This is a genomic window from uncultured Roseobacter sp. (assembly GCF_947495025.1).
Lineage (GTDB): Bacteria > Pseudomonadota > Alphaproteobacteria > Rhodobacterales > Rhodobacteraceae > Roseobacter.
Window position 1 is genome coordinate 84,839 of record NZ_CANLXG010000002.1, and the last position, 14,016, is coordinate 98,854.

The following is a 14,016-nucleotide window of genomic DNA, read 5'->3' on the forward strand; positions in this document are numbered from 1 at the left end:
AGCCGCCGGGACGGCCACGAAAGGCAACCCTGTGTCGTATATCAAACCTGCGTCAACGCGGAAAATGCGCCGCAAAGTTCTGAAACATCAGGGTTTCAGCTTACGATAATTTCGCCACCGATTACTTGCATTCCGCATCAGGTGCAGGCCTGAAATACCGGACGCCCGGGCAACGCCGCACAGACAGGACCCTGCTCCGGCGATGGGTCGTCCGGTCTGATGACCGGGAGACCGACCCTTTCAGATCAGGCGAACTCACCCATTTCAAAGCCGAGCGCACGCGCAACGGTAAAGATGTCTTTGTCACCACGACCGCACATGTTCATGCAGATAATGTGATCGGACGGCAGCTCCGGGGCGATTTTCATCACATGCGCAAGCGCGTGGCTGGGCTCCAGCGCGGGGATGATGCCCTCCAGCTCACAGCACAGCTGAAATGCCTCCAGAGCCTCTTTGTCTGTGATGGCCACATATTCTGCGCGACCAATGTCATGCAGCCAGGCGTGTTCCGGGCCGATACCCGGATAGTCGAGCCCCGCAGAGATCGAGAACCCTTCAAGGATCTGCCCGTCGTCATCCTGCAGCAGATAAGTGCGGTTGCCGTGCAGAACGCCGGGGCGCCCACCGGTAAGCGATGCGCAGTGTTCCATTTTTTCGTTCACGCCTTTGCCGCCGGCCTCCACGCCGATGATCCCGACTTCCTTGTCGTCAAGGAACGGGTAGAACAGACCCATCGCGTTCGAGCCGCCGCCAATCGCTGCAATCACAGTATCAGGCAGCCGGCCTTCGGCAGCTGTCATCTGTTCACGGACTTCTTTGCCAATGATCGACTGGAAGTCACGGACCATCGCCGGATAGGGATGCGGACCGGCCACGGTCCCGATGCAATAGAATGTGTCGCGGACATTGGTGACCCAGTCGCGCAGGGCGTCGTTCATCGCATCCTTGAGCGTCCCGCGCCCCGAAGTGACCGGGACAATCTCGGCTCCCAGAAGGCGCATACGAAACACGTTGGGCGCCTGGCGTTCAACGTCATGTGCACCCATATAAACAACGCATTTCAGACCAAACTTTGCACAGACCGTAGCCGTCGCGACTCCATGCTGGCCCGCGCCTGTTTCCGCAATAATACGGCTTTTGCCCATACGGCGTGCCAGGATGATCTGACCCAGAACGTTGTTGATCTTGTGCGCACCGGTGTGGTTCAGCTCGTCGCGCTTCATGTAGACCTTTGCACCACCCAGATGTTCTGTCAGGCGTTCGGCATGATAAAGCGGGCTGGGACGTCCGACGTAGTGTGTCCAGAGATCGTGCATTTCGGCCCAGAAATCATCGTCCGTTTTGGCTTTTTCGTACTGCGCCTCAAGCTCCAGGATCAGGGGCATCAGGGTCTCGGACACAAACCGCCCACCGAATTTGCCAAAGCGGCCCTGATCGTCAGGTCCGGTCATAAAGGAGTTGAAAAGATCATTGGCCATAGCGCACCTGTCCTCCGCGTGTGGCGTTCTGCCTACCGCGCGAACTCAGAGGAAACAAGGCGTTTTGAGGAGCAAAGGGGCGACGTTTGCGCACGCCGGCGGGGACAGAACCGGCGCGCGCAGCAGCAGATCAGTCTACTGCGTAGTTGGCCCGGACTGCCGAAAAAGCAGACGCATCGCCTGCAAACTGCATGATCACATATTCGCCCGCGTCGGTTCCGGTCTCGCTTCCCGCGTCGGACAGCAATGCAGTCACGGTGCTGAGACCGGTGACGAGGATGGCGGCGGCGGCGATGGTTGCTCTGAATGTCATTTGAACAGTCCCTGAGGCGGATAAAACACTGTGCAGGTTTAAGCCTGCATGACGGTTTTAGCTGCCTGTGGGCGATCGTTCTGTGAACGAGGTTACGCAGAGAGACTTTTTTTCGCCGCAACGACAAATTTTCTGATCAGTTCCGGATCTTTCTGTCCTGGCGCCGATTCCACGCCTGACGAGACGTCGACCTGCCGCGCTCCGGTCAGCCGCATCGCCTCAGCGACGTTTTCAGGTGTCAGACCACCCGCCAGCATCCAGGGCCGGGTCCAGTACTTCCGGTCTGCGAGCAGCTTCCAGTCAAATGCGAGGCCGTTGCCTCCGGGCAGGTCCGCGCCTCCGGGTGGTTTGGCGTCTATCAGCAACTGATCCGCTACAGCCGAATACGCATCAATGGCCTCGAGGTCTGACGCATCCGCGACGCCCACTGCCTTCATGACTGGCAGCCCGTATCGCGAACGGACTTCCGCCACGCGTTCAGGTGTCTCCGCGCCGTGCAGCTGCAACATATCCAGCGGAACCGTGGCTGTCAGTGTATCCAGAAAGGCATTGTCGGCGTTAACCACCAGCGCAACCTTCGCCAGCCCGGGCGGGGCTTCAAGTGCCAGTGCCGCCGCATCCGCAACGGAAACGTTGCGCGGAGATTTCGGGAAAAAAACAAAGCCGCAATAGGCAGCCCCTGCGCGGGCAGCGGCCTGAACGTGCATCGGCTCTTTGAGCCCACAGATTTTGACGGCAGTTTCAGATGTCATGACCGGTGTTGAACACAGCGCCGCAGCGCGGGCAACCTGTAATGCCGCTTTGATCAGCTGGCCTGCTCAAGCATCGCAATTACTTCGTCCTTACCCTCGTGCTTTTCGCCTTTAAGTCGTGCGACCTCGCGCTGAAGGCGTCGCAGTTCGCGGGCCTGGCGCGACGCTTCCGCGCGCTGGGTATGCTCGCGGATCCATTCCCAGACAAAACCAACAAGCAGACCAACGATGATCCCGCCAAAAATCACAAGAAACAGCGGCAGTTGAATGCTTGGGTTAACAGCGAACCATCCGGCTACCTCGGACGGAATCAGCTGCAGGGAAACCAATCCTCTGTTGGCAATCGCCACTGCGATCAGTGCTGCACCAAAAACGGCGATACAGGCATAGCGGATATAGCGCATCAGGCTTTCCCGTTCAGACGGTCACGCAGCAGCTTACCGGTCTTGAAGAACGGAACATGTTTCTCTTCTACGTGTACCGTCGCACCTGTGCGCGGGTTCCGACCGACACGCGCGTCTCGCTTTTTGACCGAAAACGCACCAAACCCGCGAAGCTCTACCCGGTCGCCGCGTGACATCGCACCGGTAACCTCTTCGAAAATCGTATTGACGATGCGCTCCACGTCTCTCTGATAAAGATGTGGATTTTCGTCTGCGATCTTCTGGATCAGCTCAGACCGTATCATAGCGCCACCCCCCGGGATTGTTCTGGCAGCCAGGCTGCCTGTTAAACAAACTATAGAAAGAAACCGGCAGTACGGAAAGTCAGCCATCGTCCGGGCGGCATGTTTTTTCCATTCGAACACCCTGTATTTGCGCAGTTTTTCACCCACATCTCCTTTGGTTGTCGTCTGAACGGGGCGTGCCAGCCTTGCCGCGTCGCAGCACGACACCGTGATTCGGCGCGCTTTCCCCTGCCTGTTCTGACGTGACCTGCTGTTCTGGCACAGGATCGGTGCGCACGAGAAGCAGGCACAAAAAAAGCCCCGCAGAGACTGCGGGGCTTTTCGTTCGGAAGGAGTTCGCGGTTATTCGTCGCCTTTGAGCGCCGCACCGAGAATATCACCCAGAGATGCGCCGGAGTCGGAAGAGCCGTACTGTTCAACAGCCTCTTTCTCTTCTGCAATCTCGCGCGCTTTGATCGACACGCCGAGACGGCGGGCCTTGCTGTCCACGTTTGTGATACGCACGTCGACCTTGTCACCGACAGAGAAACGCTCCGGGCGCTGTTCCGCACGGTCGCGCGACAGATCGGAGCGGCGGATAAAGGACTTCATGCCTTCGTACTCCACTTCGATACCACCATCTTCGATCGCTGTGACGTTCACGGTTACGATCGAGCCGCGCTTCACGCCGCCAACGGCCTCAGCGAACTTGTCTCCGCCAACCGCTTTGATGGACAGCGAGATACGTTCCTTGTCGACGTCCACTTCAGACACAACGGCCTGGACCATGTCGCCTTTGCGGTAGTTCTGGATCGCATCCTCGCCCCGCTCGTCCCAGGAAAGGTCGGAGAGGTGAACCATGCCGTCGATGTCGCCGTCGAGGCCAACAAACAAACCGAATTCGGTGATGTTCTTGACTTCGCCTTCGACCTCTGTGCCCTCGGGGTGTGTTTCTGCAAACACTTCCCATGGGTTGCGCATAGTCTGTTTCAGGCCAAGGGACACGCGGCGCTTGGCACCGTCGATTTCCAGAACCATGACTTCGACTTCCTGAGAGGTCGACACGATCTTGCCCGGGTGAACGTTCTTCTTCGTCCAGGACATCTCGGAGACGTGCACGAGGCCTTCGACACCGGCTTCCAGCTCAACAAAGGCACCGTAGTCGGTGATGTTGGTCACGCGACCTGTGTGTACCGATTCCAGCGGGTACTTGGCGGCCACCAGATCCCACGGATCTTCCTGCAGCTGCTTCATACCGAGCGAGATACGGTGCGTCTCTTTGTTGATCTTGATGACCTGAACCTTGATGGTCTCGCCAATCGACAGGATCTCGGACGGGTGATTGACGCGGCGCCATGCCATGTCTGTCACGTGCAGCAGGCCGTCAACACCGCCCAGGTCAACAAACGCACCATATTCGGTGATGTTCTTGACCACGCCGTCGACTGTCTGACCTTCGGTCAGGTTGCCGATAACCTCGGCACGCTGTTCGGCACGGGATTCTTCGAGGATCGCACGGCGCGACACAACGATGTTGCCCCGGCGACGGTCCATTTTCAGGATCTGGAACGGCTGCTTGAGACCCATCAGCGGGCCCGCATCGCGCACGGGGCGCACATCGACCTGGGAGCCGGGCAGGAAGGCCACAGCACCACCGAGATCGACAGTGAAGCCACCCTTGACGCGGCCGAAGATGGCGCCTTCGACGCGCTCTTCGTCTGCATATGCTTTTTCCAGACGATCCCAGGCTTCTTCGCGGCGGGCCATTTCGCGGGAAATGACAGCTTCGCCACGCGCGCTCTCGACCTGGCGGAGGAACACCTCTACCTCGTCACCGACTTCGATTTTGGGAGCTTCGCCCGGATCAGCGAATTCTTTCAGTTCAACGCGGCCTTCCATTTTGTAGCCTACGTCGATAATGGCCTGGCCCGCTTCAATCGCGATAACCTTGCCTTTGACAACCGAACCCTCCTGGGGGGTGTCCATTTCGAAGCTTTCATTCAGGAGTGCTTCAAACTCATCCATCATATTTGCCATGTGGCGTCGTTTTCCTAACTTGGTTTGTTTCTGGCCGTGCGGTTGTCTCCGCCGGTCTTTGGATTGATATGCCGCCCGCCGGGTCCGGTGCCGGAAAACAAACGAAGGGCCGGTATTTTACCGACCCTGCTCATCTGCTTTGCCGCACAGGCTGTTCCCGCCTCGTCAACGCCCGCGCGTATACGTGGGATTGACCCGGGGATCAAGGGGACAGTGTATTCCGGGCAACAGTCTGGCGGATGTCACCCCAGCGGGCGTTAACACAGCAATAACGTTCACCGTGTATTCTCGGTCTAAGCTTCTCTGAAACAGGTTCGTCATGCCAGAGCTTTATCACGCCCTGTATCACAGCCAGTCTCTGGTTCCGGACACACCGTCTGTTCACAACGAAATCCTGACAGTAAGCCAGCGCAACAACAGCGTGGCCGGGATAAGCGGGTTCCTTCACCGCGAGGGCGATTTCTTTCTGCAGTATCTTGAAGGACCCAAAACCCTTCTGTTCAGCACCCTGGCGCGGATCGGCCGCGATCCAAGGCACAAAAACTTCGAAATCATAGAAAGCGGTACGGCGCGCACAAGGATGTTGCCGGACTGGCAGATGGGATTTACCGACCCGTCTCAGCTGCGCATCAGCGACCTGTTGCATGTCTCCGAAAACCAGTTGCAGATCAACGCGCTGGACCCGTTCGACATCGTGACCCTGCTGGTCAACAATTCACATGGCCTGCGTTCATCGGTGGCCGCATAGACGCCTAGAGCTCCTGTCCTTTGCGCAACTCGTCCAGCAGTTCCTGATAGATGCCGTTGGAGTCACCACCGCCAAAAACGTTCGCCCCGCCAGAGTAGGTCTGTCCGTATGTGCGCGCGACGTTCACGGTCTGCGCGAGGCCTGACAGGAACTGTTCACGCTCCAGAGGCGACAGGGGGTGAATGAACACGCCCCAGAGGCGCCCCTGAGCAACCGCATACCGGGCGTCCAGAGCGCTGTCGAAATTGGCCTGCATCAGCCTCATCAGCTCATCAGACCCGAGCCCGTCCGCAGCGCGGATCGGCACCATGGCGCGCATGCGGTCGGCCCGGGCATCCGCGATCACGATCACCGGTATGTCCTGAACTGTGAACTCGATCGCGGGACCGCGCGCCTGAGCCTCGGGGTCGATCGACCGTATGATCTCAGCGAGTCTCGGCATTGTCATCGGCGGTTCGCCCGGCGACGGGTCAGGCACAGGGCTCGTCTCCTGCGCCGCGGCTGCAGCGGCAAACCACAGCAAGGCGATTGAAATCAGCAGTCTTTGCATTCCTGACCTCCGGATCTTTTGACCATCTACAGGCTAAACGCCGGAATTCATGAAATCCATGCACCCTTTGGTGATCTGTCTGAAACACAGCCACTGCGCTGGCGCAGACAACAAACGCACGCTATGCTGGTAGCGCACCGACAAGAGGACCGCACACTGGAACTGACTGTAGAATCGGCATTTTCCACCGGAGGCATGGTGGGGCATATGTCCTATCTGCTGCTGGTGGTGTCCATGATGATGCGGTCCATTACCCTGTTGCGGCTGCTGGTAATTGCCTCAGCCTTCGTAGCAATTGCCTATGACACGATCTGGCTGAAGGACCCCGTCGGGGTATTCTGGGAAACTCTGCTGGTACTTGTGAACATCGTACAGATTTCGCGGGAATGGTTCAGCGAGAGGCGCGTCCGCTTTACGCCTGAGGAGCAGAGATTTGTGTCGTCGCGCCTGCGTGGCGTCTCAAAACGCGATGCAAAACGTCTGCTGAACCTTGGCCGCTGGACAGAAGGCAAACCGGGCACAGTCCTGACAACCGAAGGCGACCCGGTGCCAAACGTCGTTTATCTTGTCTCCGGACGGGTGGATATCCTGTGTTCGGATGTGCTCGTCGGCAGCTGCGGGCCGGGAAATTTCGTCGGAGAAATGTCGATACTGGCATCAGAACCAGCTTCTGCCACCGCTGTTGTCGCTGAAGAGGCGCGATACTGGCAGATTTCCTCGGACAAACTGCGCGTGCTCCAGGACACGGATCCGCAGGTCTCGGGGGCTCTGGATGTCGGGATCGCCCGCGATCTGAGACGCAAGATCATCGCCGCCAATACCGAACGCAGCGAAAATCCGTTCCTCTAGCCCAGACGGCGCTTGCTGATTGCTTCTATCGCGGCAGCAACAGCCGCCTCAACGGACATATCAGAAGTATCGATTTCGATCGCATCTGCTGCGGGTTTCAATGGCGCAGTCGCGCGATCCCTGTCGCGGGCATCTCTCTCCCGTACATCTGCCAGTACCTGTTCGGGGCTTACATCAGCACCGGATGCCACAAGCTCTTCATATCTGCGCCGGGCACGGACTTCAGCGCTTGCTGTGACAAAGAGTTTGGCCTCTGCCCTCGGGCAGATCACCGTCCCGATATCGCGCCCGTCCAGCACTGCCCCGCCTGCACGTCGCGCAAAACTGCGCTGAAAATCAACGAGAGCGTCCCGCACTTCTGGCATAACGGCCACACGGCTTGCCGCCTGTGCAACTTCGGGAGATCGCAGATCACCGGTCTCCATATCTTCAGCGGTCAGGCCGAGTGCAGCTTCTGCCGGGTCCTGACCCAGCAACATTCTGGCACCCACAGCGCGGTAAAGCAGACCGGTATCCAGATGAGCAAATCCAAAGTGTGCCGCGACGGCGCGCGAGATGGTTCCTTTGCCGGCTGCCGCAGGCCCGTCAATGGCGATGGTGAACGGGCCGGGCACTGCGACCTCAGGCGTTGTCGCGCACAAGCTGTGCACCAAGTTCTGCCATGAGCGGTTCAAAAACCGGGAACGATGTGGCAATCGGGCCGCCGTCATCGACGCTGACCGGTTTCTGCGTCGCCATACCGAGGATGAGGAACGACATTGCGATGCGGTGGTCCAGATGACTGGCGCAGGTCGCGCCGCCTAGCACCTCACCATGGCCGCGACCGGTTACAGTCCACCAGTCAGGGCCATCCTCAACGGTAACGCCGTTGGCACGCAGACCCGTCGCCATCGCATCAATCCGGTCGCTCTCCTTGACGCGCAGCTCTTTAACCCCGCGCATGACAGTGTCACCGCTGGCAAAAGAGGCCACCACCGACAGTATGGGGTATTCGTCTATCATACTGGCAGCGCGCGCTTCTGGTACTTCGATGCCTTTCAGGCCGGGCGAAAAGCGCGCCCTGAGATCCGCGACCGGCTCACCACCTTCTGTGCGCTCGTTTTCATAGGTCAGATCGGCCCCCATTTCACGCAGCGTGGTAAAGAGCCCGGCGCGTGTCGGGTTCAGACCAATACCGGGTACCAGAACATCAGAACCAGGCACAATAAGTGCTGCACAAACCGGAAATGCGGCCGAAGACGGGTCTCTGGGCACCGCAATTTTCTGCGGAATCAGCTCTGGCTGGCCCGTGAGTGTGATGACGCGCCCGGTTTCGGTTTCTTCTGTTGTGATCTCTGCGCCGAAACCGGCCAGCATCCGCTCGGTGTGATCGCGGGTTGCTTCTGCTTCGGTAACTACCGTCTGCCCGGGGGCGTTCAGTCCGGCCAGCAACACAGCCGATTTAACCTGCGCAGACGGCACCGGGACTGTATAGGTCACCGGCACCGGATCTGCAGCCCCGACAAGCGTCATCGGCAACCGGCCACCGGAACGGCCAAAAGACTGAGTACCAAACAGTGCCAGCGGGTCTGTCACCCGCGCCATCGGGCGACCATTAAGAGACGCGTCACCCGTGAAAGTCGCCGTTATCCCCGTGGTCGCCATGGCGCCCATGATCAACCTGACGCCGGTGCCGGAATTTCCGCAGTCGATCACGTGATCCGGTTCCGCAAAGCCACCTGTACCGACACCGTTCACCGTCCACGTCCCACCGCCGTGATCTGTTACAACAGCACCAAAGGCGCGCATGGCGCGGGCTGTATCCAGCACGTCCTGACCTTCCAGCAAACCGGTAATCTCGGTTTCCCCGATGCACATCGCCCCAAGAATAAGAGACCGGTGCGAAATGGATTTGTCGCCCGGCACCTTCGCCTCTCCGGTCAGAGGACCGCAGGGACGTGACGTCATCGGGATCGGGGCGCCGTGGCTGGACATAGCATTTTCCGCGTTTCTGGTACTCTTGCGCGGTGGCTTATCCTCTCGGCCCGCGGGGGTCCAGCCCGTTGTCGCCGCCCCGCGCGTCAGGCGCGGCGAAAGGTCAGATAATGCGGCGTGCGACCTTCTCGGACAGCCTTTTGCTCATATCGCGTGGAAATCCAGTCATCCCAGGGGGTGCGCCAGTCGCCAGGTCCTTCGGCCAGCCACTCAAAGCCAGCCCGGGGAACTTCCTCCAGGGTCTGACGCACATAATCCTCAATATCCGTTGCAACACGGAAAATGGCGCCCGGACGCAGAACGCGGACCAGCGGGACGAGGTGCTCCTGCGTAACAAACCGGCGCCGGTGATGCCGCGATTTCGGCCAGGGGTCCGGATAGAGCAGAAAAGCACGGTCCACCGAGGCCGGGGGCAGAACATCCATCAGATCACGCGCATCGCCCGGGTGCACCGCCACGTTGTCTACGCCTGCGCGACGGATCTTGCCCAGCAGCATCGCGACCCCGTTGATGTATGGTTCTGCCCCCAGAATACCGACATCCGGATTCGCAGCGGCCTGGTGCACCATATGTTCACCGCCGCCAAAACCGACCTCCAGCCATACCGGCCTGCCGTCAAAAAGTGCCGATGTGTCGAGCGCTTTCCGGTCCGGGTTATCCTCCCAGGTTACCGGGCCCGGCGACAGCGCTGCCAGATCCTCATCCAGATACCGGCGCTGGGATTGCTTGAGCGTTTTGCCCTTGAGGCGTCCGTAAAAGTTGCGTCTCGGGCGTTCGGTTGTGCGTGTCATGCGCGCCCTTTACCGCTCCCGTGCAACTACTGCAACATTACCGGAGCGCCACACGGGGCGGCATCCGGTCGGTGCCGGCGGCACAGACTGGAGACATGTCCTGCAGCGCAGCTGCACATCCGGATCAGACGGCCCCTTTCAGAGCGTCAACCAGATCAGTTTTTTCCCAGCTGAAACCACCATCGGCCTCTGGGGCGCGGCCGAAATGGCCATACGCCGCCGTCCGGGCATAGATAGGGCGGTTCAGCTGCAGATGTTCACGGATACCGCGCGGCGTCAGATCGATAACTTTGTCAATTGCAGCTTCGATGGCACTGTCGTGAACATCGCCGGTCCCGAATGTGTCGCAGTAGATCGACAGCGGCCTGGAAACGCCGATAGCGTAGCTCAGCTGAATGGTGCACTTTTCCGCCAGACCTGCCGCAACAACGTTCTTTGCAAGATAGCGTGAGACATAAGCGGCAGACCGGTCAACCTTGGTCGGGTCCTTGCCGGAAAATGCCCCGCCACCGTGCGGCGCCGCACCACCATAGGTGTCCACAATAATCTTGCGCCCGGTCAGGCCAGCATCACCGTCCGGACCGCCGATCACAAAGGTGCCTGTCGGGTTCACCCACCATTCAGTTTCATCCGATACCCAGCCTTCTGGCAGCACTTCACGGATATAGGGTTCTACAATCGCCCGGATATCATCCGATGTCTGGCTCTCCTCAGCGTGTTGCGTGGACAGAACGATTGATGTCACACCCACCGGCCGGCCGTTTTCATACCGGACAGACAACTGGCTCTTGGCATCCGGCCGCAGCGTGGGTTCCGTGCCGTCTTTGCGCACCTCGGCCAGGCGTCGCAGAATGGCATGCGCATAGTGTATAGGCGCGGGCATGAGTTCCGGCGTTTCGCTGGTCGCAAACCCGAACATGATCCCCTGATCTCCGGCGCCCTCATCCTTGTCGGCGCCAGCATCAACACCCTGCGCAATATGCGCCGACTGTTCATGCAGCAGATTTGTAATTTCGCAGGTCGCGTGGTGAAACTTGTCCTGCTCGTAGCCAATATCGCGGATACAGTCCCGCGCGATATCCTCAATACGCCCCATGTAGTCATGCAGCTTGTCGCGGTCAGACAGGCCAACCTCGCCACCTATGACGACCCGGTTGGTGGTCGCAAATGTTTCCGCGGCAACCCGCGCCTCGGGTTCTTCTGCCAGAAACGCATCCAGCACTGCATCGGAAATACGGTCGCAGACCTTGTCCGGGTGCCCTTCAGACACGGATTCCGAAGTGAAAATATAATTCTGTCGGGACATTTTACGCTCCAGTGATAAAATCAGCGCCCGTCAGGAAGCCGTTGGACGCGCTCGCAGGGGTTACGTGCAGTGACCGTCGCGGTCAATCGCTATTTATCCTGCCTTTGAAGGGCCCTCTCCGAACCGGCACGAAAAAGCAACAGGACGCCAACCATTGTCCCGATCAAAAGAACAATCGGCAGGTCACCGGCACGGCTGTACACGGTTGGCGGCAATGGCACCGGGACAGCGGCATCAAGGGTATCAGCGACACCCAGTGGCAGATGCGCCAGAATACGACCACGGGGACCGATAACTGCAGAAATCCCTGTATTCGCTGCCCGCAACATCGGAAGCCCCTGTTCGATTGCACGCATCCGGGCCTGAGCCAGATGCTGGTGCGGGCCGGCAAATTGTCCGAACCACGCATCATTGGTGATCTGCAGTAAAAATGCGGGACGCTCCGGCGCTGCATTAACGTCATGCGCAAAAACCGCCTCGTAACAGATCAGAGGCATTCCCGGGCCAAGGCGACCAAAATTCATAACCTCCGGCCCGGGTCCGGCGCCAAAACCCGGACCGGTCTGAACCAGCGCCGCAAGGCCCAGACGTTCGGCGAGCGGCGCAAACGGCAGATACTCCCCGAATGGCACAAGGTGATGTTTGTCATAGATGTTCTGCGCGCCACTACCGGTCAGATGCACCAATGCATTGCGCAGGCGTTCTCCGTCGCTCCGCAGAATGCCCAGGGCAACCTGAGCGTCGGTGATCTCACGGATGCGCTCAAATACAGGGCCGGCCTGATCCAGTCGCCACGCAATGGCAGTCTCTGGCCAGATCACCAGTTCCGGTGCGGGCTTGCCCGGCTCCGGCAGCCGGGCAGTCAGTTCCATCTGCAGATCAAGAAACCGCTGCACATGGCCCGGTTGCCATTTGAGATGCTGCGCCGCGTTCGGTTGTACAAGACGCACGTAATGACCGGTATCTGCAACCGGGGCTTCGCCGGGCGAATTCATCAGCGCGATACCCGCACTTGCAAGCGCACCTGCCTTCAGCGCCAGCCCACCTGCCATGCCCGGACGCGACAGGGGCAGTGACAGAACCCACGCAAAGCCAAAGAGGCAGAAGTTCACCCCATGCGGACCAAGATAGGCGAGCCCCTGCCCTGCCTGCGTGCCAACAAGCGCCTGTGCCGGTGCAGCCCAGGGAAACCCGGTAAAGACGTACGCCCGGGCCATTTCTGTTGCCGCCCAGACTGGCACGAGCGCCAACGCACCCGTCGACAGGCGCCGCGCGAGCCAGAATGCCCCGGCCCAGAACAGCGCCAGTCCACTGCTCAGCAAGAAAAGTGCAAAAGGCGCCATCCATCCATGCCGCGCGGCATCGACCTGAAATGGCTCGGTAATCCAGTGCAACGCCAGCGCAAACCACCCTGCCCCGAACGCCCAGCCGGCAAGCGCCGCCCTGCCTGGACTGCTGCATTGACGGAACATCCAGAATGCTCCCGAAAGGGCCAGCATCATAATGACGGGATAATCCCACGGAGCCTGCCCCAGAGCGCCTACCGCCCCCGCTGCCGCACTGATCAGCGCAAGCAGGAGATTTCCAGACCAGCCGTCCTTTGCCAGAACCCGACTGGCGGGGTATGTCACGACTGGTGTGCGCTGGTGCGAACACGCAGCCGTTTTATGCGGCGCGGGTCCGCATCAAGCACCTCGAATTCGGGACCGTCAGGGTGAACGACCACTTCGCCACGCGCAGGCACCCGGCCGGACAGCATGAATACCAGCCCACCGAGCGTGTCGATTTCCTCTTCATCGACTTCTTCATGTTCTGTCAGCGACTGTCCGATTTCAGCTTCGAAATCCTCGAGCGGCGTTTTGGCCAGAGCGATATAGCACCCCGGTTTCTCAAGCGTCCAGTGGAGCCCTTCGTCAACGTCATGCTCGTCTTCAATTTCTCCGATGACCTGCTCGATCAGATCCTCAATCGTCACCAGACCGTCTACGCCACCGTATTCGTCAATCACCAGTGCCATATGGCGGCGTTCAGCCTGCATTTTGGTGAGCAGAACACCGATGGTCATAGAGGGAGGAACGAACAGCAGCGGACGCAGTGCCGCTTTCATGTCAAAGTCTTTGCCGCCACCATTAAATCCATGCTGAAGAGCAATGTCTTTGAGGTGAAGCATTCCCACAGGAGTATCCAGCGTCCCCTCATACACCGGCAGCCGGGTCAGACCACTTTCCTTGAAAACAGAGACCGCTTCATCCAGTGTTGCATTGCCCGAAATCGCGGTGATGTCAGCCTTTGGCACAGAAACATCCTCGACGCGCTTGCGTCGCAGATTGATCATCCCGTGGGTCGGATGCCTGGGTTCCGGTGCTGCACCTTCTTCGGGCGGCTCACCGTCCTCTCCCGGGCTCAGTGCTTCGATTACGCGGCTGAAAAAGCCGCCGGGCCTCGAAGGTTCGGGGTCCGTTGATGTTGCGTTTTCCTGCTGCGCGCCCCGCGCTGCATCAGAAGATCCGTCGTTGTCGCCCATCGGGTCCTTTTCCGGTCAGCAGCAGCC

At 59.4% G+C, this 14,016-nt stretch carries 15 protein-coding genes; 2 read left to right on the forward strand and 13 right to left on the reverse strand.

What is annotated here, in order from left to right; genetic code table 11:
- Positions 1–245 precede the first annotated feature (245 nt).
- From trpB to rpsA, 6 genes are all read right to left on the reverse strand, one after another.
- Positions 246–1,478 (reverse strand): tryptophan synthase subunit beta, encoded by a 1,233-nt coding sequence (gene trpB / locus Q0792_RS08440; RefSeq protein WP_298838934.1) that lies wholly within the window; start codon positions 1,476–1,478, stop codon positions 246–248.
- 130 nt (positions 1,479–1,608) lie between these two features.
- A complete protein-coding gene (locus tag Q0792_RS08445) occupies positions 1,609–1,791 on the reverse strand; it encodes a hypothetical protein (protein WP_298838936.1) in 183 nt (60 codons plus the stop codon).
- Between the two features lie 92 nt (positions 1,792–1,883).
- Complete coding sequence (locus tag Q0792_RS08450; protein WP_298838937.1) at positions 1,884–2,543, reverse strand: phosphoribosylanthranilate isomerase; 660 nt, start codon at positions 2,541–2,543, stop codon at positions 1,884–1,886.
- A gap of 53 nt (positions 2,544–2,596) precedes the next feature.
- Positions 2,597–2,947, reverse strand: coding sequence for a LapA family protein (locus tag Q0792_RS08455; RefSeq protein ID WP_298838939.1), 351 nt, complete (start codon positions 2,945–2,947; stop codon positions 2,597–2,599).
- Positions 2,947–3,231: an integration host factor subunit beta gene (gene ihfB / locus Q0792_RS08460; protein ID WP_298838941.1), complete on the reverse strand. Its 285-nt coding sequence runs from the start codon at positions 3,229–3,231 to the stop codon at positions 2,947–2,949. Before ihfB ends, Q0792_RS08455 begins: the two co-directional genes overlap by 1 nt.
- Before the next feature lie 342 nt (positions 3,232–3,573).
- A complete protein-coding gene (rpsA, locus tag Q0792_RS08465; protein WP_298838943.1) occupies positions 3,574–5,247 on the reverse strand; it encodes a 30S ribosomal protein S1 in 1,674 nt (557 codons plus the stop codon).
- Between the two features lie 319 nt (positions 5,248–5,566).
- Between rpsA and Q0792_RS08470 the strand changes: the two genes are divergently transcribed.
- Positions 5,567–5,995 carry a BLUF domain-containing protein gene (locus Q0792_RS08470; RefSeq protein ID WP_298838945.1) on the forward strand — a complete coding sequence of 143 codons (429 nt, stop codon included), beginning with the start codon at positions 5,567–5,569 and terminating at the stop codon, positions 5,993–5,995.
- 4 nt (positions 5,996–5,999) lie between these two features.
- Here the strand turns inward: Q0792_RS08470 and Q0792_RS08475 are convergent, their stop codons facing one another.
- Positions 6,000–6,545 carry a hypothetical protein gene (locus Q0792_RS08475; RefSeq protein WP_298838947.1) on the reverse strand — a complete coding sequence of 182 codons (546 nt, stop codon included), beginning with the start codon at positions 6,543–6,545 and terminating at the stop codon, positions 6,000–6,002.
- A 123-nt stretch (positions 6,546–6,668) separates the two neighbouring features.
- Here Q0792_RS08475 and Q0792_RS08480 point away from each other — a divergent pair, with 123 nt between their 5' ends.
- Positions 6,669–7,394, forward strand: a complete 726-nt coding sequence (locus Q0792_RS08480) for a Crp/Fnr family transcriptional regulator (protein WP_298838949.1) — start codon at positions 6,669–6,671, stop codon at positions 7,392–7,394.
- On the opposite strand, the gene cmk is transcribed toward Q0792_RS08480, so the two are convergent.
- The 6 genes from cmk to Q0792_RS08510 form a co-directional block, all read right to left on the reverse strand.
- The gene (gene cmk, locus Q0792_RS08485; protein WP_298838951.1) at positions 7,391–8,044 is read right to left on the reverse strand and encodes a (d)CMP kinase; all 654 of its coding nucleotides are present in this window, start codon (positions 8,042–8,044) and stop codon (positions 7,391–7,393) included. The two genes, Q0792_RS08480 and cmk, sit on opposite strands and share 4 nt — an antisense overlap.
- Positions 8,016–9,368: a 3-phosphoshikimate 1-carboxyvinyltransferase gene (aroA, locus tag Q0792_RS08490; protein WP_298838953.1), complete on the reverse strand. Its 1,353-nt coding sequence runs from the start codon at positions 9,366–9,368 to the stop codon at positions 8,016–8,018. The genes cmk and aroA overlap by 29 nt, the downstream gene beginning before the upstream one ends.
- An 86-nt stretch (positions 9,369–9,454) precedes the next feature.
- On the reverse strand, positions 9,455–10,159 hold the full coding sequence (locus Q0792_RS08495; RefSeq protein WP_298838955.1) for a tRNA (guanosine(46)-N(7))-methyltransferase TrmB: 705 nt from the start codon (positions 10,157–10,159) through the stop codon (positions 9,455–9,457).
- Positions 10,160–10,283: 124 nt separating this feature from the next.
- On the reverse strand, positions 10,284–11,465 hold the full coding sequence (gene metK / locus Q0792_RS08500) for a methionine adenosyltransferase (RefSeq protein ID WP_298838957.1): 1,182 nt from the start codon (positions 11,463–11,465) through the stop codon (positions 10,284–10,286).
- A gap of 89 nt (positions 11,466–11,554) precedes the next feature.
- Complete coding sequence (gene lnt, locus Q0792_RS08505; protein WP_298838959.1) at positions 11,555–13,096, reverse strand: apolipoprotein N-acyltransferase; 1,542 nt, start codon at positions 13,094–13,096, stop codon at positions 11,555–11,557.
- Complete coding sequence (locus Q0792_RS08510) at positions 13,093–13,989, reverse strand: hemolysin family protein (protein ID WP_298838962.1); 897 nt, start codon at positions 13,987–13,989, stop codon at positions 13,093–13,095. Before Q0792_RS08510 ends, lnt begins: the two co-directional genes overlap by 4 nt.
- Between the last annotated feature and the right edge of the window lie 27 nt (positions 13,990–14,016).

What these genes read in the sequence shown, in the direction of transcription:
- trpB (WP_298838934.1), bottom strand. Translation starts at nt 1,478, where the DNA reads ATGGCCAATGATCTTTTCAACTCCTTTATGACCGGACCTGACGATCAG.
- Q0792_RS08445 (WP_298838936.1), bottom strand. Translation starts at nt 1,791, where the DNA reads ATGACATTCAGAGCAACCATCGCCGCCGCCGCCATCCTCGTCACCGGT.
- Q0792_RS08450 (WP_298838937.1), bottom strand. Translation starts at nt 2,543, where the DNA reads ATGACATCTGAAACTGCCGTCAAAATCTGTGGGCTCAAAGAGCCGATG.
- Q0792_RS08455 (WP_298838939.1), bottom strand. Translation starts at nt 2,947, where the DNA reads ATGCGCTATATCCGCTATGCCTGTATCGCCGTTTTTGGTGCAGCACTG.
- ihfB (WP_298838941.1), bottom strand. Translation starts at nt 3,231, where the DNA reads ATGATACGGTCTGAGCTGATCCAGAAGATCGCAGACGAAAATCCACAT.
- rpsA (WP_298838943.1), bottom strand. Translation starts at nt 5,247, where the DNA reads ATGGCAAATATGATGGATGAGTTTGAAGCACTCCTGAATGAAAGCTTC.
- Q0792_RS08470 (WP_298838945.1), top strand. Translation starts at nt 5,567, where the DNA reads ATGCCAGAGCTTTATCACGCCCTGTATCACAGCCAGTCTCTGGTTCCG.
- Q0792_RS08475 (WP_298838947.1), bottom strand. Translation starts at nt 6,545, where the DNA reads ATGCAAAGACTGCTGATTTCAATCGCCTTGCTGTGGTTTGCCGCTGCA.
- Q0792_RS08480 (WP_298838949.1), top strand. Translation starts at nt 6,669, where the DNA reads ATGCTGGTAGCGCACCGACAAGAGGACCGCACACTGGAACTGACTGTA.
- aroA (WP_298838953.1), bottom strand. Translation starts at nt 9,368, where the DNA reads ATGTCCAGCCACGGCGCCCCGATCCCGATGACGTCACGTCCCTGCGGT.
- Q0792_RS08495 (WP_298838955.1), bottom strand. Translation starts at nt 10,159, where the DNA reads ATGACACGCACAACCGAACGCCCGAGACGCAACTTTTACGGACGCCTC.
- metK (WP_298838957.1), bottom strand. Translation starts at nt 11,465, where the DNA reads ATGTCCCGACAGAATTATATTTTCACTTCGGAATCCGTGTCTGAAGGG.
- Q0792_RS08510 (WP_298838962.1), bottom strand. Translation starts at nt 13,989, where the DNA reads ATGGGCGACAACGACGGATCTTCTGATGCAGCGCGGGGCGCGCAGCAG.